The 26,889-nt window shown below is 61.6% G+C and carries 20 protein-coding genes; all 20 read right to left on the bottom strand.

What is annotated here, in order from left to right:
- Nucleotides 1–13: 13 nt before the first annotated feature.
- Nucleotides 14–1,444, bottom strand: a complete 1,431-nt coding sequence (locus G5154_RS02895) for an HD domain-containing phosphohydrolase (protein WP_216978568.1) — start codon at nucleotides 1,442–1,444, stop codon at nucleotides 14–16.
- Nucleotides 1,441–2,571 carry an FIST signal transduction protein gene (locus G5154_RS02890; RefSeq protein ID WP_216978569.1) on the bottom strand — a complete coding sequence of 377 codons (1,131 nt, stop codon included), beginning with the start codon at nucleotides 2,569–2,571 and terminating at the stop codon, nucleotides 1,441–1,443. The genes G5154_RS02895 and G5154_RS02890 overlap by 4 nt, the downstream gene beginning before the upstream one ends.
- Nucleotides 2,572–2,762: 191 nt before the next feature.
- The gene (nuoN, locus tag G5154_RS02885; RefSeq protein ID WP_421250287.1) at nucleotides 2,763–4,226 is read right to left on the bottom strand and encodes an NADH-quinone oxidoreductase subunit NuoN; all 1,464 of its coding nucleotides are present in this window, start codon (nucleotides 4,224–4,226) and stop codon (nucleotides 2,763–2,765) included.
- A complete protein-coding gene (nuoM, locus tag G5154_RS02880; RefSeq protein WP_421250286.1) occupies nucleotides 4,223–5,767 on the bottom strand; it encodes an NADH-quinone oxidoreductase subunit M in 1,545 nt (514 codons plus the stop codon). The genes nuoN and nuoM overlap by 4 nt, the downstream gene beginning before the upstream one ends.
- Before the next feature lie 98 nt (nucleotides 5,768–5,865).
- The gene (nuoL, locus tag G5154_RS02875) at nucleotides 5,866–7,713 is read right to left on the bottom strand and encodes an NADH-quinone oxidoreductase subunit L (RefSeq protein WP_421250285.1); all 1,848 of its coding nucleotides are present in this window, start codon (nucleotides 7,711–7,713) and stop codon (nucleotides 5,866–5,868) included.
- Complete coding sequence (gene nuoK, locus G5154_RS02870; RefSeq protein ID WP_005337247.1) at nucleotides 7,710–8,018, bottom strand: NADH-quinone oxidoreductase subunit NuoK; 309 nt, start codon at nucleotides 8,016–8,018, stop codon at nucleotides 7,710–7,712. Before nuoK ends, nuoL begins: the two co-directional genes overlap by 4 nt.
- The gene (gene nuoJ / locus G5154_RS02865) at nucleotides 8,015–8,566 is read right to left on the bottom strand and encodes an NADH-quinone oxidoreductase subunit J (RefSeq protein WP_005359828.1); all 552 of its coding nucleotides are present in this window, start codon (nucleotides 8,564–8,566) and stop codon (nucleotides 8,015–8,017) included. The genes nuoK and nuoJ overlap by 4 nt, the downstream gene beginning before the upstream one ends.
- A gap of 10 nt (nucleotides 8,567–8,576) precedes the next feature.
- Nucleotides 8,577–9,119 carry an NADH-quinone oxidoreductase subunit NuoI gene (gene nuoI, locus G5154_RS02860; RefSeq protein ID WP_005337245.1) on the bottom strand — a complete coding sequence of 181 codons (543 nt, stop codon included), beginning with the start codon at nucleotides 9,117–9,119 and terminating at the stop codon, nucleotides 8,577–8,579.
- A 10-nt stretch (nucleotides 9,120–9,129) separates the two neighbouring features.
- Nucleotides 9,130–10,098, bottom strand: a complete 969-nt coding sequence (nuoH, locus tag G5154_RS02855; protein WP_005337244.1) for an NADH-quinone oxidoreductase subunit NuoH — start codon at nucleotides 10,096–10,098, stop codon at nucleotides 9,130–9,132.
- The gene (nuoG, locus tag G5154_RS02850) at nucleotides 10,095–12,851 is read right to left on the bottom strand and encodes an NADH-quinone oxidoreductase subunit NuoG (RefSeq protein ID WP_421250284.1); all 2,757 of its coding nucleotides are present in this window, start codon (nucleotides 12,849–12,851) and stop codon (nucleotides 10,095–10,097) included. Before nuoG ends, nuoH begins: the two co-directional genes overlap by 4 nt.
- A 41-nt stretch (nucleotides 12,852–12,892) precedes the next feature.
- Nucleotides 12,893–14,278 (bottom strand): NADH-quinone oxidoreductase subunit NuoF, encoded by a 1,386-nt coding sequence (nuoF, locus tag G5154_RS02845; protein WP_421250283.1) that lies wholly within the window; start codon nucleotides 14,276–14,278, stop codon nucleotides 12,893–12,895.
- The gene (gene nuoE / locus G5154_RS02840; RefSeq protein ID WP_005337236.1) at nucleotides 14,275–14,817 is read right to left on the bottom strand and encodes an NADH-quinone oxidoreductase subunit NuoE; all 543 of its coding nucleotides are present in this window, start codon (nucleotides 14,815–14,817) and stop codon (nucleotides 14,275–14,277) included. Before nuoE ends, nuoF begins: the two co-directional genes overlap by 4 nt.
- An 87-nt stretch (nucleotides 14,818–14,904) precedes the next feature.
- Nucleotides 14,905–16,710: an NADH-quinone oxidoreductase subunit C/D gene (gene nuoC / locus G5154_RS02835; RefSeq protein ID WP_103251695.1), complete on the bottom strand. Its 1,806-nt coding sequence runs from the start codon at nucleotides 16,708–16,710 to the stop codon at nucleotides 14,905–14,907.
- 2 nt (nucleotides 16,711–16,712) lie between these two features.
- Nucleotides 16,713–17,387, bottom strand: a complete 675-nt coding sequence (locus G5154_RS02830; protein ID WP_005344917.1) for a NuoB/complex I 20 kDa subunit family protein — start codon at nucleotides 17,385–17,387, stop codon at nucleotides 16,713–16,715.
- A gap of 29 nt (nucleotides 17,388–17,416) precedes the next feature.
- Nucleotides 17,417–17,821 carry an NADH-quinone oxidoreductase subunit A gene (locus tag G5154_RS02825; RefSeq protein WP_005344919.1) on the bottom strand — a complete coding sequence of 135 codons (405 nt, stop codon included), beginning with the start codon at nucleotides 17,819–17,821 and terminating at the stop codon, nucleotides 17,417–17,419.
- 377 nt (nucleotides 17,822–18,198) lie between these two features.
- Nucleotides 18,199–18,768: a DUF1566 domain-containing protein gene (locus G5154_RS02820; protein ID WP_421250282.1), complete on the bottom strand. Its 570-nt coding sequence runs from the start codon at nucleotides 18,766–18,768 to the stop codon at nucleotides 18,199–18,201.
- A gap of 13 nt (nucleotides 18,769–18,781) precedes the next feature.
- The gene (locus G5154_RS02815; protein WP_421250281.1) at nucleotides 18,782–20,221 is read right to left on the bottom strand and encodes a DUF1566 domain-containing protein; all 1,440 of its coding nucleotides are present in this window, start codon (nucleotides 20,219–20,221) and stop codon (nucleotides 18,782–18,784) included.
- Between the two features lie 59 nt (nucleotides 20,222–20,280).
- Nucleotides 20,281–22,728: a proprotein convertase P-domain-containing protein gene (locus G5154_RS02810; protein ID WP_421250280.1), complete on the bottom strand. Its 2,448-nt coding sequence runs from the start codon at nucleotides 22,726–22,728 to the stop codon at nucleotides 20,281–20,283.
- Complete coding sequence (locus G5154_RS02805) at nucleotides 22,725–24,731, bottom strand: prolyl oligopeptidase family serine peptidase (protein ID WP_304520818.1); 2,007 nt, start codon at nucleotides 24,729–24,731, stop codon at nucleotides 22,725–22,727. The genes G5154_RS02810 and G5154_RS02805 overlap by 4 nt, the downstream gene beginning before the upstream one ends.
- Nucleotides 24,731–26,869, bottom strand: coding sequence for a TonB-dependent hemoglobin/transferrin/lactoferrin family receptor (locus G5154_RS02800; protein WP_335837487.1), 2,139 nt, complete (start codon nucleotides 26,867–26,869; stop codon nucleotides 24,731–24,733). The genes G5154_RS02805 and G5154_RS02800 overlap by 1 nt, the downstream gene beginning before the upstream one ends.
- Nucleotides 26,870–26,889 lie beyond the last annotated feature (20 nt).

Raw genomic sequence — 26,889 nt, 5'->3', positions numbered from 1 at the left:
GGTGCAACCAGAGTCAGGTGGTAGTAAAGCGGTAGCCCGCTTGCCAGACGGCGAAACAGGCATCGACCACCCGTTCATCGTAATGCACTCCGGCATAGCGCGTCAGCTCGGCGAAGGCTTCGGTGAGGGGGAGGGCACGCCGGAACGGACGGTGGGCCGTCATGGCGGCGAGGGAGTCGGCGACCCGTATAATTCTCGCCTCCAGAGAGATGGCATCCCCCTGCAGCCCCTGCGGGTAGCCACTACCATCCATGTTTTCATGGTGCTGCTGCACTATGGTGGTGATGGGCCAGGGGAAGTCAATTTGTTGCAGGATCTCGCGACCTGTCTCCGGATGCTGTTTGATCAGTTCGAACTCCACCTGTCTCAGTTCCCGTGGGCGGGTGAGGATCTCTGCTGGGATCTGCAACAGGCCGATGTTGTGCACCATGGCCGCAAGGCCCAGCCCATCCAGCTGCTCCTGCGGCAGTTGCAGCTGTTGACCGATGGCCAGCGCGAGATCGTGCACGCGCCGTTCGTGTCCTGCCGTGACCGGATCTTTGTGGGCAATCGCGGAGGAGAGGGCCGCTATGGTCTGAAACAGCAGGGTGCGCTGGCGCTGCTCGCTCTCCTTGATATGAGTGATGTCGACCAAGGCGCCGATGATACCTGCCACCTCGCCCTGATGGTCATAGAAGAGATCCTTGAAGTTCAGCACCTGGTAGCGGTGGCCGCTGCGATCAAACAGCGTATGTTCGAAATATTGCGGCTGCCTGCTGCGCAGCACCTCCATGTCACGTTGGGTATATTCGTCCGCCATCTCTGGCGGCAGGATTTCGTCTACTCGCTTCCCCTGCAGATCGGTCCTGCTGATCCCGGTCACTTGAGTAAAGGCAGGGTTGCAACTGATAAAGCGCCCTTCAACATCCTTGTAGAATACCGGGATGGGGATGGCCTTGAGCAGGGACTCGTTGAGGCGCTGCATGTCGACCAGCTCGGCCTGCTGGCGCCTGGCGAGCTGTTCGCTGTCCTTGCATAGCTGGATGGCTCGAGCCAGATTACCAAGTACCGGGCTGAACAGATGGCAGACCGGTACAGTATGCTGCTGGGGGTGGGGTGCCAGCAGCAAGATGAGATATCCCCCGTCAACCCTGAGCCGATAGGCAAAGTGGTATGGCCGGCCACCGGGGAGAGGCACAGTTGTTTGCAGCGCACACTGATCTCCTTCACCAACCCAGGTCGGCAAGGAGAGCCGAGAGCCACAGTGCCGGGATAGCTGATCATCACCAATGACCTTGAGCAGCTCATATCCTTCCCGTTGCTGCTGCAATACCACACCAACCGGTGTGGCACAGTGAAACATAAAACGCTGCAACACCTTGGTGAGCAGGGCATCGAGTGTGACCTCCCGACCAATACAGAGGGCGAGATCGCAGACAATGGCCATGGCGTGATCGTTGTTCACCGCGGTCCCTCCCCGTTGCAGAGAATGGCGCCGTTGTGAAACAGCGGGTAGTCCCCTGGTCGCAGGCTCCCTATTTCACCAAGGGAGAGGGCACCAGCCAATTCATGTGCCCCACTGTGAGTGAAGAGGGTTTCCAGCTCAAGCGCACTCTGCGTACCGAAGTGCTGCTGACGCCCGGCGCAGTAGTAGAGCTCGATGTATTCAGGCACACCATGCTGGCTGAGTTTTCCGGCCAGCTCAATGGCATGGGTTGTCGGACTTTGCGGCGCCTTGAGCAGCGTGAGAATACTGTGGTCAGGGACCTCTCCCACGCAGAGCAGGGCACCCTCTTCGGTGACGGCGACCGGGATCCGCACGATTACATCGCCATTGGCTCTGAGCAACCCGAGCGGCAAGTGGACGCCGTACTGGTAGAACTGCTCCGGGGTGAGGTTCTGCTGGAATTGCTGCCGGATCAGGGATTGATAGCGGCTGAAGGCGGGTTCCCAGTCGATAAAGGAGATCTTGTTGCCCTCGCTGCTGGTGGCAAGCATGGGTTGAGCAGTGAGCTGGTAGCCGTGCTCGAGCAGGGAGTAACTTTGGTGGGGAAGCAGTACACAACTGACCCCATGATCCAGCAATGTCCGGGTATCAAACAGGCAGGGCATGGCAGTGAACTGACCGCTGCCCGCATTGACGCCGGCATAGTTGACCCTATCTGCCAGCCGCAAATAGAGCCCTTCAAGAATGGAGGCGATATTGGGGATCATGGCGTCGAAAGTGAGAAAGAGGGTAGGAATTTTCTGTGCATCCGGCCACTCGGAAAGTCTGGAGGCCAGTCGCTCGCAGATGATGGCGGCCAGTTCATCGGCGCTGGCTGTAGAAGAGAGCGGGATCAGCAGAGGGTTGTGAGATGTGGATCTGGGCAACAGCCAGGCCCCCCGTTCGTGGAAACCATGTCGGCTGACCAGGCTTGGAAAGATGGCGCCACAGAGCTGAATATCGAGGCGCTGACACTGCTGCTGCAGTTCGGCAACACGTGCGGCATCCCGCTCGGCCAGCAACACATCGAGTCGTCCCCCTCGGTAGGGAAGCAGTGTATCGGTCAGTGGATGCGCATCAAATTGATGAAAAGTAGGCTGCATCATCGCTCGGAACTCCATTCCTGCCAGTCATCAATATATCAGCAAGGGGGCTGGCTGAATACCCATCAATATTTGATGTGTCAGTATAAGCCTTTCTAAAGACAGGCAAATTTGAGTCGTGGCAGGGGGTATCGGTTATGTGGCAATAAAAAACCGGCCACAGGGACCGGTTTTGATTGAGAGGTTGTTTGATATTACTGCAGTACCACGTTCTGGAAACCCTGTACCAGAGAGATGACGGGTTGTGGGTAGAGGCCGAGCAAGACCACCAGTGCGGCAGAGAGCAGCACTACCACACCACCGGAGGAGAGTGCCCAGTCGGCGCTGGCATCCCGCTGCTGCATGCCTGGTTCGCGCAGATAGAGGGTCACCATCACCTTGAGGTAGTAGTAGAGACCCAGTGCGCTGCCGAGCACGATGGCGCCGGAGAGCCACCAGAGCTGCGCCTCGACGGTGACGCCGATGAGGTAGAACTTGCCGATAAAGCCGAGGGTCATCGGGATGCCCGCGAGTGACAACATCATCACCGTCAGTACGGCTGTGAGGTAAGGACGCTTCCAGAACAGACCGCGATAGCTGTGCAGGGAGTCTGCATCCTTGCCGCGATAGGGGCTTGACATCATGCTCACCACCCCAAAGGCACCCAGGCTGGTGAACAGATACATCAGCAGGTAGACCCCGGCCGCTTCCACCGGCATCTGGCCGAATCGGCTCGCCACGATCACCGTCAGCAGGTAACCGAAGTGGGAGATGGAGGAGTAACCCAGCATCCGTTTCACGTTGGTCTGCACCAGGGCCAGCAGGTTGCCGACCAGGATGGAGATAACCGCCATGGCTGCCAGCAGCCAGTGGATCATGGGATCGCTCGCCGCCGGTACCGCCAGATAGAAGCGCAGCAGCACGGCAAAGACCGCCACCTTGCTGACGGTGGCGAGGAAGGTGGCGACCGGTGCCGGGGCACCTTCGTAGACATCCGGGGTCCAGAGGTGGAAGGGGGCCAGGGAGAGTTTAAAGGCAAAGCCGACCAGCATCAGCCCCAAACCGCCCATCAACAGCGGGTGGTGAGCCGGGCTCTCGGCCAGGGTCTGCCCCAGGGCTGCAAAGCTCAGGCTGCCTGCCTGTGCATAGAGCAGCGCCATGCCAAACAGCAGGAAGGCGGTAGCTGCGGCAGAGAGCACCATGTACTTCACTGCCGCTTCCAGCGAGTGGCGCTCGCGGTAGGCGTAACCCACCAGACCGAACATCGGCAGGGTCAGCATCTCGATCCCGATAAAGAGAGAGGCGAGGTGACGGGAGCAGGCCAGCACCAGACCACCGGCAGTGGCGATCAGCAGCAGCAGGAAGAACTCCTCCCGGTTGTCCGGGTAGGCTTTCAGCCACGATTGACCGAAGGTGCAGGTGGCCAGGGCGCCGATGAGCACCAGTCCCATGTAGAAGACGGCGTAACTGTCCACTTGCAGCAGCGGGGTGACCCCCTGATCCCCTTGCGCCATCACGATGGGCAGCGAGAACAGAGCAAGGTTGAGGCCAACGATGGTCACGGTAAAGGCGGTGGTGACACAGCGGCGCCAGGCGATGGCCAGCATCAGGGCCGCCATGGCCCCGGTGGTCAACAGCAGGGGAAGCAGTGCCAGCAGTTGGGAAGCGGAGAAAGTCATTGCAGGGCTCCAGCAGTCGGCAGCAGATACCAGTGCAGCACGTTGATAAGGCTGCTGCTGGCGGTGTCAATCACGGGTTGGGGATAGAGGCCAAGCAGAACCAGCAGGCCCGCGATCACCATCATCATGGTCAGCTCGCGGCGATCCAGTCCCTTGAGCATGCTCTCATCCTTGGCGGGGCCAAAGCAGGCGCGCTGCAACATGATGAGGGAGTAGACCGAGGCCAGTACCAAACCGAAGGTGGCGACCGCCGTGATGACAGGGGCAACCTGGAAGCTGCCGACCAGGATCAGGAACTCGCCGACAAAGTTGCCGGTGCCCGGCATGCCGAGCGACGCTACCGAGAAGAAGAGCATCACGCCGGGCAGATAGCGCAGGCGTCCCCACAGGCCGCCCATCTGGCGCAGATCCCGAGTGTGCAACCGCTCGTAGAGCTGACCGCAGAGGATAAAGAGGCCGGCAGCCGAGAGACCGTGGGCGATCATCTGCACAACGGCACCCTGCAGGGCCACTTCGCTACCTGAGTAGATAGCGATCATCACAAAACCCATGTGGGAGATGCTGGTGTAGGCCACCAGGCGTTTAATGTCGGTCTGGGCAAAGGCCACGATGGCGCCATACACGATGCCGACAAGACCCAGCACCATGGCGTAGGGAGCAAATTCGGCGGAGGCCTCCGGGAAGAGGGGCAGGGCAAAGCGCAGCAGACCATAGGCCGCGGTTTTCAGCAAAATACCGGCGAGGTCCACGGAGCCTGCGGTCGGCGCCTGACTATGGGCATCCGGCAGCCAGCCGTGCAGCGGCACCAGCGGCATCTTGACCGCGAAGGCGATGAAGAAGCCCAGCATCAGCAGCCACTGTACACCCTTGCTCATCGGGGTATTGAGCAGATCTAGATAGTTGAAGGTGAAGACACCGGTAGCATGCTGGTGGGTCAGCACCAGCCCGATGATGGCCACCAGCATGATCAGGCCGCTCACCTGGGTGTAGATGAAGAACTTGGTCGCCGCGTTGATCCGTGATTTGCCGTCAGTGACCGAATGGCCCCAGAGCGCAATCAGGAAGTACATGGGAACCAGCATCATCTCCCAGAAGAAGAAGAAGAGGAACAGATCCAGCGCCATAAAGACGCCGAGCACGCCACCCAGGATCCAGAGCAGGTTCAGATGGAAGAAGCCGATGCGTTGCACGATCTCTTTCCACGAACAGAGAATGGCCAGTACCCCGATAAAGCAGGTGAGGATCACCATCAAGAGCGACAGGCCATCCACCGCCAGATGCAAAGAGATGCCGAAGCGCGGGATCCACGGCAGGCGCCACTCGGCGGCCCAGGCGGAGGCAGCACCGGAGACGCCCGCGCTGTCGAGACCCGTGGTGGCAAGGGAGAAGTCACCACTTAGCCAGATGGCACAGGAGAGCAGCAGGCTGGCGCTCATGGAGAGGAGGGCTACCCAGCGGACAAACTGCCCGCCGAGACGCTCCATCTGCCAGCAGAGCAAGCCGCCGATAAAAGGAATTAGCAAGATCCAGAGTAAGGTCACGGTATCAGCTCTCGTTCAAGTTCATATGAGATTGCGCTCCCTGTTCCATCAGGGAGAGCAAACAGCCCGGCTGTACGGTCTTCGTGTTGTTCATCGCGTTACCCCAACAGCAACAGCGCCAGCACCAGCACGGCGCCGATCCCCATGGAGGCGGCATACCAGCGCAACTTGCCGGTGACTGTCCAGGCCAGCAGCTGGTTGCCCCGCAGGGCAAACCAGGCGGGCAGGCCCATCATCCAGTCCAGCGGGTCTCGGGCCAGCAGCCGGGTCGCCAGCAGATAGGGTTTGACCCACAGCTGGTCGTAGAGCCAGTCAAAGCCCCAGGCGTTGAACCAGAGGGTGCTGAGCAGGCGGCCTGGCGCGCTGTTGGCAATGGCGGTGGCCAGACGGCGCTCACCAAGGAACAGAAACGCGGCCAGCGTGATGCCCGCAATGGCGATGATGCCGGAGGCTACCTCCAGTGCATGGCGACCCTCTTCGATATGGTCCCCCGGGCCTGCGGGCAGTACACCTGCCAGTGGCGGGGTGATCAGCGCGCCTATGCCGGTAGAAAGCACCAGCAGCACCAGCAGCGGCAGATGGTGAGCCAGACCGTGACCAGCGTGGGCTTTGGTCTGCTCTTTGCCATGGAAGGCGATAAAGATCAGCCGGAAGGTATAGAGCGAGGTGAGGAATGCCCCTACCAGACCTGCCCACAGCAGCGCGCTTTGGCCAGAGGCTTCTACTTGCCACAGGATGGCGTCCTTACTGTAGAAACCGGAAGTGACCAGCGGCAACGCCGCCAGCGCCGAGCCCCCCACCAGGAAGCAGGCATAGACCAGCGGCAAACTCTTGCGCAGGCCACCCATCTTGAAGATGTTCTGCTCATGGTGGCAGGCAACGATAACGGCACCGGCGGAGAGGAACAGCAGCGCCTTGAAGAAGGCGTGGGTCATCAGGTGGAAGATGGCCCCTTCCCATGCGCCGACACCCAGTGCCAGAAACATGTAGCCAATCTGGCTCATGGTGGAGTAGGCGAGGATCCGCTTGATATCGGTCTGAACCAGCGCGGCAAAGCCTGCCAGCACCAGGGTGATGGCGCCAACCAGTCCGACCAGATGGAGGATCTCTGGCGCCAGCAGGAACAGGCCGTGGGTACGTGCAATCAGGTAGACACCGGCGGTCACCATGGTGGCGGCGTGGATCAGCGCGGAGACCGGGGTCGGGCCTGCCATCGCATCCGCCAGCCAGGTTTGCAGCGGCAGCTGGGCCGATTTGCCGACTGCGCCGCCCAAGAGCATCAGGCAGGCCAGCGACAGGGCAGGGGAGCCCTCGGCAAACAGGGTCGGGGCACGAACCAGCAGCTCGTGGATATTGAGGGTGCCCAGTTCCCGATAGAGGATAAACAGGCCGATGGCGAGGAAGACATCACCCACCCGGGTCACGACAAATGCCTTGAGGGCCGCCGCTCCGTTGTTGCGATCCTTGTTGTAGAAGCCGATCAGCAGATAGCTGCACAGCCCTACCCCTTCCCAGCCGAGGTAGACAAACAGCAGGTCATCGGCCAGTACCAGAAACAGCATGCTGGCGATAAAGAGGTTGGTGTAGGTAAAGAAGCGGGAGTAGCCCTCTTCACCGCGCATATACCAGGAGGCGAACAGGTGGATAAAGAAACCCACCCCGGTCACTACCCCCAGCATGGTCAGCGACAGGCCATCCAGTGCCAGCGAGAAGCTCGGGGTAAAGTTGCCCACCGCCATCCATTGCCACAGGCGCTGGACATAGACGCCCCCCTCGGGCGGGTTGCCCAGAAAGTCGATGCCCACCCACAGGGTAGTGAGGGCCGACAGGCCAATGGAGCCCACCCCGATCAGCGCCGAGGTACGCTCGCCAAACCGGCCGAGGGAGAAGGCCAATACCAGCCATCCCAGCAGCGGAAATAGAAAAGTCAGATATAAGAGGCTCATCCGCGCATCTCACTCACAGTGTCCACGTTCAGGGTGTGGTAACGACGATAGAGCAGCAGTAACAGGGCAAGGCCGATACTGGCCTCCGCTGCCGCCAGAGAAATCACCAAGATATACATGATCTGGCCATCGGCCTGGGCCCAGCGGCTACCCGCCACCACAAACGCCAGTGCCGAGGCATTCATCATGATCTCGATACTCATCAGGATGTAGAGCAGGTTGCGGCGGATCAGCAGACCGCACAAGCCGATGCAGAAGAGCACCGCGGCCAGCAGGAGGCCGTGCTCCATAGGGATTCCATTCATTGCTGACCTCCTTCTTGTGCAGAGCGGGATGCTGTGCGGGGGACGGAGAGCACTTCACCGCTCTTCTCTTCCCGACCCAGGTGATAGGCGGTTACCAGACCCGCCAGCAGCAGGATGGAGGCAAGCTCCACCGCCAGCACATAGGGGCCAAAGAGCTCGACACCTACCTGCTTGGCGGTCACCTCGGTCACTCCGATCAGGCCCCCGGTCACCCCGAGAATGCCGTGGGCCAGAAAGCCCAGCAGGATCAGCGAGAGCAGGGCTGGGCCCCCCCAGGTCATGGGGGTGAGCCACTTTTTCTCCTGTGCCTGGGCACTCCCCAGGTTCAGCATCATTACCACGAACACGAACAGCACCATGATGGCGCCGGCGTAGACGATCACCTGCAGGGCGCCCGCAAAGGCGGCACCCAGGCAGAAGAAGATCATGGCCACGGCGATGAGGGAGATGATGAGATTGAGCAGCGCATGCATGGGATTGCTGGTGCTGATCACCCGCAGCGTGCTGTAAATGGCCACCAGGGCCGAGGCATAAAATGCCAGTTCCATGATTGACTCCTCAGGGCAGCAGGCTCTTGACATCGATGGGCTTGGCTTCGTTTTCGGCATCCCCTTTCGGCTTACCGTCGATGGCCATCCCGCTCATGCGATAGAAGTTGTAGTCCGGGTATTTGCCGGGCCCGCTGATCAGCAGATCCTCCTTCTCGTACACCAGATCCTGGCGGCGATACTCACCCATCTCGAAATCCGGTGTCAGCTGGATGGCGGTGGTGGGGCAAGCCTCTTCACACAGGCCGCAGAAGATGCAGCGAGAGAAGTTGATGCGAAAGAACTCCGGATACCAGCGACCATCTTCCCGCTCGGATTTTTGCAGCGAGATGCAGCCGACCGGGCAGGCAACTGCGCAGAGGTTGCAGGCCACGCAGCGCTCGTCCCCGTCGGGGTCGCGGGTCAGCACGATGCGACCGCGGTAGCGGGGGGCCGCATAGACTGCCTGCTCCGGATAGTTGAGGGTTTCACGGGGCCGCCAGGCATGGGAGAAGACCATGGCCAGACTGCGTAACTGGGTGCCGACACCCTGAATAATGCTAACAATTTTCATATTGAGTGCCTCACTGCGTACTTATCAGTACAACTGCCGCGGTGACCAGCATATTGATCAGGGTCAGCGGCAAGCAGACTTTCCAGCCAAACGACATCACCTGGTCAAAGCGCGGGCGAGGCAGGGAGGCCCGCAGCAGGATGAAGAACACCATGAAACAGGCGGTCTTCAGGGCAAACCAGATGAAGGGGGGCAGCCAGGGGCCGTGCCAGCCACCGAAGAAGAGGGTCACGATGAGCGAGGAGATCAGCACGATGCCGATATATTCGCCCACGAAGAAGAGACCCCACTTCATCCCCGCATACTCGATGTGATAGCCGTCGGCGAGCTCCTGCTCGGCTTCTGGCTGATCGAACGGGTGACGGTGGGTGACGGCGACACCGGCAAACAGGAAGGTGACAAAGCCCAGGATCTGGGGCACCACGTTCCACAAGTCTGCCTGTGCCTCGACGATATCCCGCAGGTTGAAACTGCCGGTCTGGATCACAATCCCCATCAGGGATAGCCCGAGAAACACCTCGTAGGAGAGGGTCTGGGCCGAGGCGCGCAAGCTGCCAAGCAATGAGTATTTGTTGTTGCTCGACCAGCCGGCGAACAGCACCGCATAGACCGCCAGCCCTGCGATGGCCAGGATGTAGAGCAGCCCCACATTGAGATCCGCCACGCCCCAGGTGGGGGTGATGGGCACCACCGCAAACGCCAGAATAAAGGCAGTGAAGGCGATGATGGGGGCCAGGATAAAGATCCGGCGATCGGCGAAGGGCGGGATCCAGTCCTCCTTGAAGAACATCTTGATCATGTCGGCGGCCAGCTGGAGCAGACCAAACGGCCCCACACGGTTGGGGCCGTAGCGATCCTGCCACAGGGCCAGCAGACGGCGCTCGATGAAGCTCATGAAGGCGCCAGCCCCCACGATCCCCACCAGCACGATCAGTGCTTTGCCCACCTCCAGCAACAGATCGATCAGCGACTCGCTCATGCGATCACCTCCTGCAGGTTAGTGATTGAGGCTTGTTGCAGGGCCGTCGGCAGGCCGTTCACCCCAAGGGGGAGCCCCACCAGACCGGCGCTTAGCTGATCGCTCAGGCGCAGGCGAAGTTGCCAGTGGCTCCCGCCCCAGGAGAAGGAGACCTGATTACCGGCATGCAGGGCCAGACGCTCTGCATCAAGGGGATTGAGCACCAGCTCGGGTTCATTCATCCGGGCCTGAATAACCGGGCTGCGAGCGGAGAGCTCCTCACCGCCAAACAGCTGGGCATAATTGACCACTTGCAGCGCCTCTGCGGCCTTGAAGGGGGCGGGGATGGTGGTGAACCAGCCGAGCGGCTCCTTGCCTTCTGCCTGCGGGTCTGTTGCTTCCAGCAGACGGCGACCCGGATCGCCAGCACGCAGTTTGCCACCCACTTCATCCTGGAACTTGTTCCAGGCGGAGGGAGAGTTCCAGCCCGGCGCCCAGGCGAACGGTACTTGCGGCAGCGGCTGACGGGCTCCGGCATACCCTTCCATGGAGAAGTTGAAGGGGGAGTCGGGATCTTGCGCTACCCGCGGTTCGCTGACGTTCTGATCCGCCAGCATGGAGGTGCGACCGCTGTAACGATGCGGCTCACGGGCCAGTCGCATGCCACGGATCCGCAAGCCTGCGTTGGGCGCCGCTTCCAGCATGGTAGCCAGCAGCGGATTGCTGGTGGCGCAGTCATGGTTGACCTGGTCGAAGTTCTGCCAGCGCAGCGGCTTGCGTTCGATCGCCCCTTGCAGCGCCGCCAGCCAGCGCCACCCTTCACGCACCTGAATATCGGCGTTGTAGAAGGCGGGTGCATAGACCTGGAAGAAGCGTTGGGCGCGCCCTTCCATGTTCACCAGGGTGCCATCGGCCTCGGCAAAACTGGCCGCTGGCAGCACCAGATCTGCCTTGTTGGCGGTCGGGGTCGCCTGATGGTCGATGACCAGCAGGTGCTGCAGCCGTGTCAGAGCAGCATCCACCCGGTTGCGCGGCGCGCGGCGGTAGAGATCGTTCTCCAGGGTGACCAGCGCCAACCCCTCTTCTGACTCGATACGCGCAAGGGCGGCTTCGAGTGGCTTGTCTGACAAGGTTTGGGCGCCCAGCATGGCCAGACCCAGCGAGTTGGCCTCCTGGCCAACCAGCGCGATGTTGGCTTCCAGACCTCGGCCTTTCAGGGCGCGGGCAATGTTGCTGGCCGCCTCAACCAGCGCCACATCGCGGGCACTGGAGCCTGCAATGATGAGCGGCTTCCTGGCGTTGCCGAGCAGCTCGGCCCAGCGAGTCGCTTGTGCCTGCAGCTCGGGGCAGAGGTCGGCCACGGCCGGTGCACTCGGGTCGAGCAGGTTGGCGATGGCAAAGCCAATGCGCGCCTGATCGGCATAGGGGGCGTGCAGCTTGTCGGCCGCCACATCGTCCAGACGGGTGGTGTCGAGGCTGGTGATGAGCAGCGGGTAGCGCTCGTTCTGCCCCAGGGTCTGAACGGCGGCGACTTGCCACAGATCCACCTTCATCTTGCGGGCCAGCTCGCGGGCCTTGCCCTTGACGGCTTGGCGCAGCGCCAACGCGATACGGGCGGCGCTCATGGTGACATCTTCACCGAGCAGCAGAATGGCGTCGGCCTCTTCCATGTCCCGCAGGCTCGGGGTTGGCACGCCGCCCTGTTGCAAGATCTGCAGCATCTTCAGCTGACAGGCCCACTCGGCCTGCTCGACGCCTGCGTAGAAGTTGGCTTCACCCACCAGCTCGCGCAGGGCAAAGTTGCTCTCCAGCGAGGCGCGGGGCGAGCCGATGCCGATGAGGCTGCTAGCGCTGCGCAGGGCATCGGCGGCGCGGTTGAGGGCGCCATCGACCGTGATGGTCAGCTGGTCGTTGCCATCTTTGAGCAGCGGTTGGCGCGGGCGGTCGGCCAGATTGACGTAGCCATAGCCAAAGCGGCCACGGTCACAAAGGAAGTAGTGGTTGACGCTGCCGTGGAAGCGGTTTTCGATGCGGCGCAGCTCGCCATAACGCTCGCCCGGGCTGATGTTGCAGCCCACGGAGCATTGCTGGCAGATGCTGGGGGCAAATTGCATGTCCCACTTGCGGTTGTAACGTTCGGAGTGGGTCTTGTCGGTGAAGACGCCGGTGGGGCAGACCTCCACCAGGTTGCCGGAAAATTCACTCTCCAGGGTGCCATCCTCGACCCGTCCGAAATAGACGTTGTCGTGGGCACCATAGACCCCGAGATCCTCGCCACCGGCATAATCCTTGTAGTAGCGGACGCAGCGGTAGCAGGCGATGCAGCGGTTCATCTCGTGACCGATGAAGGGGCCCAGCTCCTGATTCTGGTGGGTGCGTTTGGTGAAGCGGTAGCGACGGCTGTTGTGGCCTGTCATCACCGTCATATCCTGCAGGTGGCAGGCGCCGCCCTCTTCACACACCGGGCAGTCGTGGGGGTGGTTGGTCATCAGCCACTCCACCACGCTCTTGCGAAATTCTTTAGCCTCTTCATCCTCGATGGCGATGTAGCTGCCATCGGTGGCCGGGGTCATGCAGGACATGACCAGACGACCGCGTTTGTCATCGGCATTCTGATACTGTTTGACCGCACACTGGCGGCAGGCGCCAACGCTACCCAGCGCCGGATGCCAGCAGAAATAGGGGACGTCCAGACCCAGCGACAGACAGGCTTGCAGCAGGTTATCTGCTCCGTCTACCTCGTACTCTTTGCCGTCTACATAAATGGTTGCCATACAACTTCCCTGAAACCTGTTTTGTGAAATCTGTGGTGTCGTTACCAGCGCTCGCCCAGCAGATTGGGCTGGATCCCTTTGACCGGCTTGCGGTTATCACCGCTGCCTTTGATCCCGGCCTCGAATTCGGAGCGGAAATATTTGATGGCGCTGGCGAGCGGCTCGACGGCGCCCGGTGCGTGGGCGCAGAATGTCTTGCCCGGGCCAAGGAAACCGCAGAGTTGCTCCAGGGTCGCCAGATCGCCGGATTGCCCTTCGCCACGTTCCAGTGCCCGCAGCAGCTTGACGCTCCAGGGCAGGCCGTCGCGGCAGGGCGTGCACCAGCCGCACGACTCGCGGGCGAAGAACTCCTCCATGTTGCGCAGCAGACTCACCATGCTGATGGAGTCATCCACCGCCATGGCGAGGCCGGTCCCCATCCGGGTGCCGACCTTGCCGATACCGGCGGTATACATCTGGGCATCGAGGTGCTCCGGCAGCAGGAAACCGGTGCCCGCGCCGCCCGGTTGCCAGGCTTTCAGGCGATAGCCGCTCTTCATGCCGCCGGCGTAATGTTCAAACAGCTCGCGGGCGGTGATGCCAAAGGGCAGCTCCCAGACCCCGGGGTTGTTCACCTTGCCGGAGAAGCCCATCAGCTTGGTGCCGTGATCTTCCGAGCCCGGCAGCGCCAGCCCGTGATACCAGGCGACTCCGTTGCCGATAATGGCGGGGACGTTGCAGAGGGTTTCGACGTTGTTGACGCAGGTGGGTTTGCCCCAGACGCCGGAGACGGCGGGGAAGGGGGGTTTGGCGCGCGGGTTGGCACGGCGCCCTTCCAGCGAGTTGATCAACGCCGTCTCTTCACCACAGATGTAGCGGCCGGCGCCGGTGTGGACGAACAGCTCGAAGTCAAAACCGGATCCCAGAATGTTCTTGCCCAGTAGACCGGCGGCCTTGGCCTCTTCCACCGCACGGCGCAGGTGGATTGCAGCATCCACATACTCGCCGCGCAGGAAGATATAGCCGCGATAGGCCTTGAGCGCCCGGGCACTGATGATCATCCCCTCGATCAGCAGATGGGGCAGTTGCTCCATCAGCAGGCGATCTTTCCAGGTGTTGGGCTCCATCTCGTCGGCGTTGCAGAGCAGGTAACGGATGTTCATGCTCTCGTCTTTGGGCATCAGCCCCCACTTCACACCCGTGGGGAAGCCCGCGCCGCCACGCCCCTTGAGACCGGCATCCTTGACGGTACTGACGATCTCGTCCGGGCTCATCTGGCCGAGCGCCTTGCGGGCGGCTTCATAGCCCTGTTTGGCCTGATACTCCTCCAGCCACACCGGCTGGCCGTCGTCCCGCAGCCGCCAGGTGAGCGGGTGGGTCTCGGCGGTGCGTGCCGTGCGGTTGGCGGTGCCAAGAGAGGCGAGAATTTTGTTCTGCGGCAGGCTCATGGGTAAGCCTCCAGGGTTTTCAGCAAGGTCACCGGATCGAGGCCGCCATAGGTATCGTCATCGATCATGATGGCTGGCCCCTTGTCGCAGTTGCCAAGGCAGCAGACCGGCAGCAGGGTGAAGCGGCCATCCGGGGTGGTTTGACCGGGGCCGAGGTTCATCACCTCCTTGAGACCGGCCAGCAGATCTTCATGGCCATTGATGTAGCAGACCATGCTGTCGCAGACGCGGATGATGTGACGCCCTACTGGCTGGCGGAAGATCTGGCTATAGAAGGTGGCGACCCCCTCCACGTCGCTGGCGGGAATGCCGAGCTCGGCCGCGATGGCGTGAATAGCGCCGTCGGGTACCCAGCCTCTGGCCTGCTGCACGATCTTGAGCGCTTCGATGCTGGCGGCGCGGGGATCTTCGTAGTGGTGTTTCTCGTGTTCGATGGCATCGCGTTCAGCCTGGCTCAGAACGAAGTCGTCCTGTTTGCTGCTGCATGCCCCTTGCCCCTGTGGGGTCTGATTATTGTGACACTGACATTGCTGGCTCATGACTTGACCTTTGGTGGCTTGTCCTTTTACTGCTCGTCCGGCGATCCCTATTCCCGATTCCCGGCCATGGCCGGGAGGGCGGATCACTTAACGGTCCACATCCGACATAACAAAATCGATACTGCCCAGATAGACGATGAGGTCCGACACCATGCTGCCTTTGATCACCGAGGGGATCTGCTGCAGGTGAGCAAAGCTCGGGGTGCGGATCCGGGTCCGGTAGCTCATGGTGGAGCCATCGCTGGTCAGGTAGTAACTGTTGACGCCCTTGGTCGCCTCAATCATCTGGAACGATTCGGCAGCGGGCATCACCGGGCCCCACGACACTTGCAGGAAGTGGTTGATCAGGGTCTCGATGTGCTGCAGCGTGCGCTCTTTGGGCGGCGGAGTGGTGAGGGGGTGATCCGCCTTGAACGGCCCCTCCGGCATGTTCTTCATGCACTGCTCGATGATCGACATGCTCTGGCGGATCTCCTCGATCCGCACGGTGGCTCTGTCGTAGGCATCGCCATTGCTGCCGACCGGCACTTCAAAGTCGAACTGGTCATAGCCCGAATAGGGACGCCACTTGCGCACGTCGAAGTTGAGGCCGGTGGCGCGCAATCCGGCCCCCGTGGTGCCCCAGGACAACGCCTGCTCGGTGGTGTAGGCCGAGACGCCTATGGTTCGACCGCGCAGAATGCTGTTGCGCATCGCCGCTTTTTCGTAATCTATCAAGCGCTTGGGCAACCAGCTCAACAGGTTGTCCTGCACCAGCCGCTGCCATCCCTTCGGCAAGTCGTGGGCCACACCACCGATACGGAACCAGGCCGGATGCATGCGGGCACCGGTGATCGCTTCGATGATGGTGTAGATCTTCTGCCGATCGGTGAAGGTGAAGAAGACCGGGGTCATGGCCCCCACGTCCTGAATATAGGTACCGAGGAACAACAGGTGGCTCTGGATACGGAACAGCTCCGCCATCATCACCCGGATCATGTCGACCCGCTGGGGCACCTTGATGCCGGCCAGCTTCTCGACCGCCAGCACATAAGGGAGGTTGTTCATCACCCCGCCCAGATACTCGACCCGGTCGGTATAGGGGATGTAGCTGTGCCAGGACTGGCGCTCGCCCATCTTCTCGGCACCACGATGGTGGTAGCCGATGTCGGGCACGCAGTTGCGGATCTCCTCGCCATCGAGCTGCAACACCAACCGGAAGGCGCCGTGAGCAGAGGGGTGGTTGGGGCCGAGGTTGAGGAACATGTAGTCCTCGTTCTCGTTGCCGCGGGCCAGGCCCCACTCTTCCGGTTTGAACAGCAGGTTCTCCTGCTCCATGTCCTGTTTGGCGGCATCGAGCATGAAGGGATCGAATTCGGTAGCGCGCGCCGGGTAATCCTTGCGCAGCGGGTGACCCTGCCAGCTCTTGGGCATCATGATGCGGGTCAGATGGGGGTGGCCATCGAAGGTGATGCCCATCAGATCCCACACTTCCCGCTCGTACCAATTGGCATTTGGGAAGTGGTTGGTGATGGTGGGCAGATGCAGGTCACTCTCGGCCAGCGCCACTTTCAACATCACATCGGCGTTACGGTCGATGGAGATGAGGTGATAGAAGACGGTGAAATCGCTCTGGGGCAGACCGTCGCGATGGCTGCGCAGCCGCTCATCGGTGGCGCTGAGATCAAACAGCATCACAAACGGGGAGGGCACCTTGCGCAAAAAGCCCATCACATCCTGAAGCAGTTCGCGGGGGAGCCAGACCACCGGCACGCCGGTGCGCGTGGTCTGCACGGTGAAGTGCTCGGCCCCGAAGTGGGCAAACAGTTCGCCAATGACTTTGGCATCCTTGTGGTCGCTGGGCTGCCACTGGGCCATGGCGTAATTGCTGGGAAAATCACGAGTCAGTTTCATGGTCAGATCTCATCCGGCGTGCGCAGGTTGGTCACATTGATCCGTTCGCCGCGCTTGCGCTCTTTTTCGGCCTGCATCTGGGGACGGTAGATCCCCTGATCGCCCACTACCCAGGAGAGGGGGCGGCGCTCTTTGCCGATGGAGTCCTGCAGCAGCATCAGGGCTTGCAAAAAGGCTTCTGGACGGGGCGGGCAACCCGGAATGTAGACGTCGACCGGCAGGAACTTGTCCACCCCCTGCACCACGGAATAGATGTCATACATGCCGCCGGAGTTGGCACAGGCCCCCATGGATATCACCCACTTGGGTTCGAGCAGCTGTTCATACAGGCGCTGGATGACCGGTGCCATCTTGATGAAGGGGGTCCCTGCAATCACCATGAAGTCGGCCTGACGGGGCGAGGCGCGGATAACTTCGGCGCCGAAGCGGGCCACATCGTGGGGGGAGGTGAAGGCGGTACACATCTCCACATAGCAGCAGGAGATGCCGAAGTTGTAAGGCCAGAGGGAGTTTTTGCGGCCCCAGTTGACTGTGTCTTGCAGCACCTCCTCGAGGCGGCCCATCATGATGCCGCGCGTCGCTTCTTGCGCCAGTGGGTCATCGACGGTCTGGCGCTGCTCCTGGGGGTAGCGCTCAACGGGTGCATCCGGGTCAATCCGGGTCAGGGTGTACTTCATGGTGCAACCTCAAGGAAAGGGTCTGTGGTTCAATCACTGTTTTTGTTGTTCAACTGCGGTTTGCGCGGTGACCAGTCCAGTGCGCCGATGCGCCAGAGGTAGATCAGGCCGATAAGCAGCAGTCCGATGAAAATGGTGGCTTCAATAAAGCCGACCCAGCCGCTCTCCCGCACGGAAACAGACCAGGCAAACAGGTAGAGCGCCTCGACGTCGAAGATGACGAAGAACATGGCGACCAGATAGAACTTGGCGGAAAAACGCAGGCGGGCACTGCCGACCGAGTCGACACCAGATTCAAATGGCTTGTTCTTGGTGCGGCCGTAGGCGCGACCTCCCAGCAGGGCGGCGAGACCTATCATCACCAGACAGATGGTGATGGCACCGATGACATAAATGGCAAAAGCCCAATGTTGAGCAGAAATATCAGCAAACATAGAGGTTTTTCCTAACCAAATTAATCAAGCGACTTAACAATAATGCTACGCATTATGACACTTTCGCACTGATTTACATGTCATTTTTACGGGTTAATTATTAATCGGTTAACCGGTAATTAAATTTTGTTAAGAAGCGCACTTTTTTGTTGGTTATGGTGGGCGAGAAAGGCTGGGAGAGCGAAGAATGCTGATCCTTGCCATCACCTTAAAGGGGTAAATACCGAGAATGAAACCAGAGCTGATCGGTATTGCGGGTTGGGAAAGTCGGGGTGAGAAAAATGGAGACGGGTGAGACGGGCACGCTCAAAAGTCAATAAAAAGAGAGGCTTTCAAGCCTCTCCTGTCATAGCGTTCCGGTTTCGAGCGTGGGGCGGTCAGGGTTTATTGGCGACCAGCAAGACCTGATCCGGGTAGGCGCCAATGGCGCGAAGACCGATATCTCCCGAGGTGATATCCAGATACGCCCGCTGACCATTGGCGGAGGTTACCGTGCTGCTCATCAGATAGACATAGCCCTCATTGACCTCTTTACCGTCCCCCGCCATGGCGCGCGGGAAAATGGCTTCATTGAGAGAGGGCTGGTAGCAGGCATGCTCGACCAGGGTCGCCAGCTCCTTGATGTCGGGCAGGCGCCACTGGCTGATACCGCCGAAGTGATAGAGAGCATGGCTGCTGTCACTGCGGATCCGCTCCGCCACTTGCAACCCCTGCTGCCAGTAGTAAACGGTCGGTTCCCCCAGGCAACTGTTGCCACTCCATGTCTGCCCCAGTTTGCAGCGCATCCAGGTGAGGCCGGTGTGTTGATCCGTGACGGTGCCGTTGCCATGGTCAAGAAAACGGGCAGAGGGGGCGGTGCGATCCATGGTGTCATCACAAATGGCAGCACCGTGGGCCAGGGGGGCCAGCAGTGCTAGCATGGCGAACGAAAAGCGATAAAGGCTCATGATATTCCTCGGATTATTGGGAAGTGGCGACCAGTCGTACCTGCATCAGTTCGATATAGGTATCTTGCTGCACCAGCGCGGGATAGGTGGTGCCCGCATCGTCTCCCAGGAACAGGGCAGTGCGTTTGCTGATGGGGCCACCGGAGAAGCGCTGGGCGGTGTTGCTGGTGGCGCTCCAGAAGTAACCATGGAAGAAGCCTTCTTCCGAGGGGGCGATATCCGGGAAGTAACGAGTATCCATGATGATGCGCTGACCCAGCGGGTCCCTGGCCAAGCTGCCGTAGTGCATCAGTGACATCAGCTCACCCATGGTGGGTAGCCGCCACTGGCTGATGCCACAGCGCTGCTTGCCATTGAGCCACTGCTGATACGCGCGGGTGGTCAGCAGGGTGGTCAGCGCCTGGGCCCTGGCGAGGGCTGCCAGGTCCCCTTCGGCGGTGAGCTGTTCGATCCTGTTATGAATATGCTGGTAGGCCGCTTGCTGCTCGCCTGTGGTCGCCTTGAACTGCTCATCCTCATAGGCAAAGGGTCTGCTTTTCCAGTCAGGACTCAAGGGATCATCCGATTTGACCTCCCACACCAGACCGGTATTGAGATCCTTGACGCACTGCCAGCTCGGCGCGTTGTCGGGGAGAACCTGACCGCGATCATCGAGTTTGCGATAGGCAAGCTGGGGACGAGTGCGATTCCAGCTGGCATCTTGTCCCGGATAGTCGGCGGGTTCCTGTTCCAGCAGCGGGTCGTTGCCATCGCTGAAGGTGGTGACGCCGGTGACGGTCAGCAGGTTGCGTGGCTGCTGCTGCACCAGCAGGGTCAGCAGCTCGCTTTGGGTCTCTTCGGCAAACTGGCCGTTGCGCTGCCACTCCTGAGCCAATTGCGCCAGCATCAGGCTGATGGCGCGATAGCTGGTGGTGAGCAACTGGGTCTCCTTGGCGTTGGCAAGGCGTGTGCGGGCCTGTTGCTGCAAACTGATCGCCACCTGTTGCAGCGCCTGATCAAACTGGCCGAGACCTGCGAGGGCCGCGCGGTCGCTGCCCGGTTGCAGCGGCGCTAGATCGGCCAGCAGCTGCGTCAGTGCGCGATCGGCGGCCAGCCCTTCGGCAATGCGGCTCTGCAACAGGGTGCTGAGCAGGGTCGGTTGCAGCCGTTGTGGATCCCCTTTGGCGGCCGGATGTGCCAGCAGCAGGCCTCCGCTCCTCGGTACGAACAGCAGGGGCGAGTTGACGATGTTGGCCGAACGGCTGACCAGGGCCACAACTCCTTCGCCGCTGACGGCAGGATCGGCAGGATCACATTGCCAGTTCTGATCCAGATCGGCGCACAGGGTACCGGCAGTCGGCAGGGCGACATCGACCCGGTAGTCCGGGATGGCCAGTGGTGCGTTATCTTCCCCGCCGCCACAGGCGCTGAGCAGGGCTGAGAGGGTTGCAATAACCAGTACGGATGGTTTCACTTCACATTCCTTGATTCGGTCACAGGTTCACGGGGGCGGTAACCCCCGTGGTGCAGGATTCAGCGGCGCGGGGTGCTCCGGCGCCAGAGGCGGGGCCAGAGGGCCAGCAACAGCAGCAGGGGGGAAGCCGTGCCGCCACCCCCTTCATCCTGCTCAAGGGGAATGATGCCGGTGTTGGGCAGGGCTTCATCCTTGTCGCAGCGGGCGCCGACTTGCTGGGCGACCCGCCAGTTGCGCAACTGACCGGTGTCACCGGCGATGGTGTCGTTGATCTCCAGCAGCCAGCGGCCAGCGAGCGGTTCGCCGTGCAGCTTGTCTAGCGATTCGAACGGTACCAGTTCACGGGGAAACTCCCCCTTAAGCCGGGTATGACTGGCGTAGCCCTTGTTCCACAGGCTGATCCGGGTGCCGTAAGGGGAGGTGAGCCAGATCTCCAGCTGCTCCAGCTTGCTGTGCTCCAGATCGAGGGCAACCACGAATCCGCTGTCGATGCGGGCCTTGCTCTCGGGCAGGGTGAGAGTGAAGCGGGACAGGCCGTGCCGCTCATCGCTCACCGCATCCTTGATCTGGCCACCCTGACCGATGGCCCGCTGCCAGAGCGGTTCACCGATCGGCAGTTGCAGGTCAAGGCGGGTCTGGCGCTCGGTGGGGCTGGGCAGGGTGAGCTGGAACTGCAGCGGCAAGGTGACTGCCTCGCCACAGGTCAGGTTGCTCGCCGCTTCCAGCGGCAGGGTCCAGCGGGCGCTGCCATCGGCGTTGAGCTCTCCCTGCCAGTGACCGTCACCCATGAGCCCCTTGCTCGGGAGCAGGCTGGCGTCAGCCACGGTCAGGGGGCGGCCGCTCTGGTTGGTCAATTCGATGGCGAGGCTCTTTTTCTCCCCGGGCAACAGGTAGCTGTCATCGGCAAGGCGGGCCGCGATGGGCGTGGGCAGCAGGGCGTGGTGGCGGAAGGCCTGCTCCAGCAGCTTGCCATAACTGCGATCCGGATAGAGGCGGTTGGCGGTATCCACGGTGACCCGCGCCAGCTGGGGCATCCGCACCTGCGGGCCGAGGCCGAAGTGGGATTCAATCAGCAGGGTATCGAACTCGTCACGGGCTACCTCGCCATACTGTTCAACGGCCTGGCGCAGCGCGGTGAAGAGCGGGGTGCCCCACAGCTGGTCGCCGTTGCTGCCGTTGATGGTGAGGTGAGCCGGATAGAGGAAGCCCGGATGATAGCGCGCCCGCAGATCATCGAGCTGACGGGGCGTCCGGCCGCTGATCCTGGCATCCCAGTTGAAGACCATGAAAGGCTCGAACTGGCGGGCTTCGGGACTGCGCTGGCGCCAGCTGGCGGCCAGATAGTCGCTAAAGCCCTCGCCGATGGCGCCCCAGTCACCCTCTTCTCCCATGTCGGGCAGGATATGGTGCTGCACCGCATGGCCAAACTCGTGCCAGATCACCATGGGATCTTCCGCATCGGGTACCCCTATCCGGCCAATTTCCAACCGGCGCAGGAAGGGGTCATAGAGGGAGTTGTCCTGCTCCCCGGCATCGGTATCGATGGCCAGGGGGCCGCCCATCAGCGTCGGGTAGCCAAGGGATTCCACATGGCGCTGTGCCAGATCCAGATGGTAGTAGCCATTGATATCGAGGAAGGCGGGCTGCTGGTGATCCAGCTGGAAGCCATCGGCATCAGGGCTGCTAAAGGGGGCAGTTTCCGGTTCCGTGCCATCCACGACCCGGGCGCGTGGGCCACTTAGCTGGTAGGTGTCATCCACCTTTTGTACCCTGAGCGGGACGGTGCGATAGGCCCGGTTGTCCAGCACCAGATCGTGGCGCCACAGCAGGTTGCCATCTTGCAGTTGGGTGCGTGGGTCTAGGGCAAAGATGCGGGCCTGCACCGTGGCCGCTTCCCCTGCCAGCGGGGCCGCTTCGGCACGGGTGCTGGCCTCTTGCAGCGTGCGCCCCAGCAGGGCGCTGCCATCGCAGGTGACAAACAGTTGCCAGTGGCTGCTCTTGCTGTTGCCCGGCTGGCTTTCCACCGCCAGCAGACGCCAGGCCGCAGTCAGGGTGTCGCCATCCTGCCAGTACCAGGGCTGGGCTTCGTCACTGCCAGCGAATTGCCACACCGTACCATCCAGCGTGGCGGTATAGGCATCCACCCCGGCGCGGCTTGCTTCATCACATGGAGCCGCCTGTGCCTGCATCAGCCGGGTATTGTGATAAAGGCGCCACGGGCGACCCTGCTCATCGAGACTGACGGCGGCCATCAGGCCGGCGATCGGTGCGCCATTGAGCTGCTGGCGATAATGCAGATAGTGGCCCAGCTTGCCTTGGCGCTGATAGGCCGGGGCATCACTCAGGGTGACGCCGAGCTGCTGTTCGAGCCAGAGGCGGGGATCGGCCGGGGCGTCCTGTTCGACAAAACGCAGTTCGGCGGCCTCGGTGGCAAAGCCAGCCAGCCCCAGCAAGAGGGCGGGCAACAGGGGTTTCATAGTGGTACTCCCAATCAGCGGCAGGGTCATTGATTGATCCCCGCCAGATGCAACAAGAAGGCAAATTCACGAGCCCGATCGCCGCCACCAGCGCGGTGGCCACCCTCCAGTTCGGTCAGCAGCAGGTAGGGTCCGGAGCCCGTGCTGTGCTCCCGCAGGCGAGCCAGCCACTTGACCGGCTCCCAGTAGGGGACCTGGCTATCGTGCAGGGCGGTAGTGACCAGCAGGGGCGGGTAGGGGGCGCGGTGCAGGTTGTCGTAGGGGCTGATGCGGCGCATCGCCTGATACTCTGTGGGCTTGGCCGGGTTGCCCCACTCCTGATACTCCTGACGGGTCAAGGGGAGGGCAGGATCGCTCATGGTGCCGAGCATATCGACGAAGGGAACCTGCAACACGGCGCCGCTAAAGAGTGTCGGTTGCTGGTTGAGGGCCGCAGCAACCAGCGTGCCCCCCGCGCTGCCCCCCATGGCAAACAGGGGCAGAGGAGCAGAGTCGGGCGACCAGTGGCGCAGGGCGTGACCGGCTGCGATAAAGTCGCTGATGCCGTTCTGCTTGTGGATGCTCCGTCCGTCGCGGGTCCACTGCTCCCCCAGCATGCCGCCGCCGCGCACATGGGCGATGGCGTAGACAAAACCCCGATCCAGCAGGCTCAACAGCTCTTTCTGGTAGTAGGGGCGCATCGGCGTGCCATAGGCGCCATAGCCGTAGAGCAGTACGGCGCGAGGGGCCAGATCCTTGCGCCACACCAGAGAGACAGGTACCCGGGTGCCATCGGCAGAGGTGATCCAGCGCCGCTCGCTCTGATAGGGCAATGCCTTGTCGTCACCGATGTGCCGGTCGTTGATCCAGTGGCCGCTGGTCAAATCCAGCCAGCGCTGGCCGGGGGGCTGGCTCAAGCCCTGACTGCGCACCAGAATGCGGTCGCTGGCCGGGTCATGTTCTCCTTGCAGCCAGCCGGTTCCTGCGCCACTGGCCAGCGGCAGGCGCTGGCGTTCATGGCCGTTGCGATCGAGGAGGGCGAGCCAATCCTCCCCCTGCTGGCGAAACTGCACCACCAGATGGCGATCAAACAGCCGCCACTTCTCGGGATCGCCGAGATCCTCCCCTTTGGCGGGCCACAGGCGCTGCCACTCACCGAGCGGCGTGCTGGCTGAGTAGAGGGCAAACGCCCCCTCCCGGTTGCTCTTGATCACCCAGCCGGATTGACTGTCCAGATAGTATTCCACCCCGCGCTGGCGGGGTTTGACCTGCTGCGGCTTGCCCGAGTCGAGCAGGTATTGCTCCGAGCTGTCGTGGTTGTTGCCCTGCAACACCAGATGCTGGCCATCCGTGGTGCGATAGAGGCTGAGCAGCCAGGCGGGATCCTGCTCCTCATAGAGAGTCTGCTCCTGGCCATCCTGCCAGCCGCGCAGCTGCCAGGGGCGCAGGGTGTAGCGCTCGTTGGCGATGGTGTAGAGGGTGCGACCATCTTGTGACCAGGCGAGATCAGCGCTGCGCTGCGCCAAACTGGACAGCACCTTGCCGCTCTGGAGATCGAGCAGGGTGACCTGATAGTCGAGATCGCCGCGCCTGTCTTCGGCGATGGCCAGCGTGCGGTTATCCGGGCTCAGGGCCCAGCCGCCCGCGTCGTAATAGCCCTCACCCGCTCTGGCGGGAAGCCGTTGCTGCACCTTGCCCCCGTGGCGTTGCCAGAGTGAGCCATCCGGGCGCAGCAGCCATGCCTGATCGCCGCGGACAAGCCAGTTCTCTGGCACAGATTCCCCCGCCGGATGACGGGCAAACTCGGCGCGCAAGGTTGCCTCCAGCGGCTGCTGCGCGGCGAGTTGCTGCTCGCTCCAGCGATTTTGCTGCTTGAGCAGGGCGAGAATGGCCGGGTTGCTACGGCTCTCGTCCCGCAACCAGAAGTAGGGATCCTGGCGTACGGGATTGCCTGAAATCAGGTGCGATTGGGACGGGATCGGCGGTGGCAGGGCCTCTTGCGCCCACGCCAACGGGGCGGCCAACAGGGCCGCCATGATTGCATGATGCTTCATCACATCCCCACGAAACGGTAGCTGAGGCTGGCTGACAGGTAGCGGCCGCTCTGGCTGTAGAGGGAGGTATCGCTGCCAGCCGGAAGTCCGGCCACATCCTGATAGCGGACGTAGCGGGTATCGAGCAGGTTGCCGATGGTGGCATTGACCTTGAGCGCCTCGGTGATCTGCCAGTCGCCGGTGAGATCCAGACTGAACCAGCCTGCGCTGCTCTGGCAGGCACCGTTGTAGCCAGTCTGCGCATTGGCGCACTGTGGCACCTTGGTCATGGCGGCGGCATAGTTGCCACTGAGCTCAACCCCCCAGTCGAGCTGTTGCCAGCGCAGGGTGGTGTTGCCTTCCAGCGGTGTCTGGGTGCGCAGCGGCTCGCCGCGGTGATCCTTGCCATCCATCCAGGCCAGATTGGTCGAAAGCTCCCACTCGTCGCTCAGCCAGAGGCTGGCGGCCAGCTCGGCGCCCCAGGTTTCTGCTTTGGCAACGTTGCGATATTGGCGCAGGAAGACACCGTCATCGAGGCGAAAACCGGTCTGGCGCCAGTCGATGAAGTTGTAGTAGCGGTTGTAGAAAACGGCCGGTTTGACGCTCCAGTTGTCGCTTTGCCCATTCACTCCCCACTCCAGACTGTGGCTGGTCTCCTCCTTGAGGTTGGGGTTGGCAATGATCTCGAACGGCGGCATGGCAAAGTAGTGAGGAATGTTGCCGTAAACCTGATCGTAAGCGGGGGCGCGGAAGCCGTTGGCATAGCTGAGCCAGCTGCGCCATGTCTCGTTGAAGCGGTAACTGGCCGCCACACTGGGGGAGATGTGGTCGCTGTGGTTCTCGGCCAGATTGCTGTCCGGTGCGCGCAGGCGCTGGCGGTCAAAGCGCAGGGTCGGGGTAAACTGCCAGTTGCCCAGATCGATCACATCGCTCAGCCAGATGCCATCGCGGCGGGTTTCGGCCTTGCTGAAGGGGGCTTTCTGTCCCTGGGTGGTGACGCCATCTTCCAGGGTCAGATTGCTGACCGGCCGCTCGTGGTTGGCCTGCTCCACTTCCACACCGTAGCTGAAGGTGTGATCCAGCGAGCCGGTGCTCAGCTTGCTCTGCAGCTCCAGCTCACTGCCAAGGCGCAGCTCCTCGAAGGTGGAGAGGGTGCGCTGGCTGCGATATCTGGGATAGCCGCTCAGGGCATCGTTGCGCAGCAACTGGCGCTGGTTGGCTTCGTTGCGTGACTGGTTGCCAAACAAGCTCCAGTTGAGGGTATCGATCATGCCCAGATCGTTGGCCTCCCAGCTGAACTTGCCGCCCTGGGTGTGCTGATCGCCATCTTCCTGAAAACCGACCACGTCCCAGCTGCCATCGGGTTGGGGCACCGCTTTGGGCCCCATCTGGCGTTTGGCGTGATCCTCGTAGTAGTCCAGCTCCAGCCGCAGAGCGTGATGGGCATTGAGGGGGAGGCGGCTGCTGGTGGAGGCACTCATGCCATCCAAATCAGCCGGAATGCGGTTCTCCTCAAAGTTGGCGGTTTCGTTGCCACGCCAGCCGGAGAGGCGCAACAGATGTTCGCTCTCCAGTGCCCGTACCGCGCCGGTCATGCTGAGCTTCTTCTTGTTGCTGTCGCCACCGTAGAGGGTTTTGGCCGCCAGATAGCTATCTTGCTGTTGCAGATAATCTTCCGGCTGCTTGGTATTCATCACCACGGTGCCGCCGATGGCATCGGAGCCATGCAGGGAGGAGCCGGCCCCCTTGGCCACCTCAATCTGCTTGATGTCATCAAGGTCGAAGTTGAAGCGACCCACCTTGTCATTGATGTTGTCGGCGCCAAAGCCGTCGCTGACGCGCACCCCATCCTTGATCAGCAGGATACGGTTGCCCCCGATGCCGCGCACGCTGATGTTTTGCGGTCGCCCGGCAGAGCCGGTGACCGAGACACCGGGGATCTTGCGAAACACATGAGTCAGCTCGCTGGCGACCTGACGGTCCAGCTCTTCCTGGGTGATGACGGTGATGGAGCCGGAAACATCGGAGAGTTTCTGTTGTACCCGTTGCCCGGTGACAATGATGGTGTCGTCGCTGCGAGCCTTCTCCACAGGGGGGAGATCGGCCGCGCCAGCGGAGGCACACAAGAGTGCCGGCCATGCCTGAAGCAGTTTGTTCATAATGATAATTGTTTTTATTT

It is taken from the genome of Aeromonas sp. 600527, from assembly GCF_049175415.1.
In the GTDB taxonomy this organism is placed as follows: domain Bacteria; phylum Pseudomonadota; class Gammaproteobacteria; order Enterobacterales; family Aeromonadaceae; genus Aeromonas; species Aeromonas veronii_A.
This window is presented reverse-complemented; position numbering and strand designations above follow the sequence as displayed.

Excerpts from the sequence above, each read along its gene's own strand:
- G5154_RS02805 (WP_304520818.1), bottom strand. The coding sequence starts at position 24,731 with ATGAAGCATCATGCAATCATGGCGGCCCTGTTGGCCGCCCCGTTGGCG.
- nuoJ (WP_005359828.1), bottom strand. The coding sequence starts at position 8,566 with ATGGAACTGGCATTTTATGCCTCGGCCCTGGTGGCCATTTACAGCACG.
- G5154_RS02830 (WP_005344917.1), bottom strand. The coding sequence starts at position 17,387 with ATGAAGTACACCCTGACCCGGATTGACCCGGATGCACCCGTTGAGCGC.
- nuoK (WP_005337247.1), bottom strand. The coding sequence starts at position 8,018 with ATGAATGGAATCCCTATGGAGCACGGCCTCCTGCTGGCCGCGGTGCTC.
- nuoI (WP_005337245.1), bottom strand. The coding sequence starts at position 9,119 with ATGAAAATTGTTAGCATTATTCAGGGTGTCGGCACCCAGTTACGCAGT.
- G5154_RS02825 (WP_005344919.1), bottom strand. The coding sequence starts at position 17,821 with ATGTTTGCTGATATTTCTGCTCAACATTGGGCTTTTGCCATTTATGTC.
- nuoC (WP_103251695.1), bottom strand. The coding sequence starts at position 16,710 with ATGAAACTGACTCGTGATTTTCCCAGCAATTACGCCATGGCCCAGTGG.
- nuoL (WP_421250285.1), bottom strand. The coding sequence starts at position 7,713 with ATGAGCCTCTTATATCTGACTTTTCTATTTCCGCTGCTGGGATGGCTG.
- nuoN (WP_421250287.1), bottom strand. The coding sequence starts at position 4,226 with ATGACTTTCTCCGCTTCCCAACTGCTGGCACTGCTTCCCCTGCTGTTG.
- G5154_RS02890 (WP_216978569.1), bottom strand. The coding sequence starts at position 2,571 with ATGATGCAGCCTACTTTTCATCAATTTGATGCGCATCCACTGACCGAT.
- nuoE (WP_005337236.1), bottom strand. The coding sequence starts at position 14,817 with ATGAGCCAGCAATGTCAGTGTCACAATAATCAGACCCCACAGGGGCAA.
- nuoF (WP_421250283.1), bottom strand. The coding sequence starts at position 14,278 with ATGAGCCTGCCGCAGAACAAAATTCTCGCCTCTCTTGGCACCGCCAAC.
- G5154_RS02820 (WP_421250282.1), bottom strand. The coding sequence starts at position 18,768 with ATGAGCCTTTATCGCTTTTCGTTCGCCATGCTAGCACTGCTGGCCCCC.
- nuoG (WP_421250284.1), bottom strand. The coding sequence starts at position 12,851 with ATGGCAACCATTTATGTAGACGGCAAAGAGTACGAGGTAGACGGAGCA.
- nuoH (WP_005337244.1), bottom strand. The coding sequence starts at position 10,098 with ATGAGCGAGTCGCTGATCGATCTGTTGCTGGAGGTGGGCAAAGCACTG.
- G5154_RS02800 (WP_335837487.1), bottom strand. The coding sequence starts at position 26,869 with ATGAACAAACTGCTTCAGGCATGGCCGGCACTCTTGTGTGCCTCCGCT.
- G5154_RS02810 (WP_421250280.1), bottom strand. The coding sequence starts at position 22,728 with ATGACCCTGCCGCTGATTGGGAGTACCACTATGAAACCCCTGTTGCCC.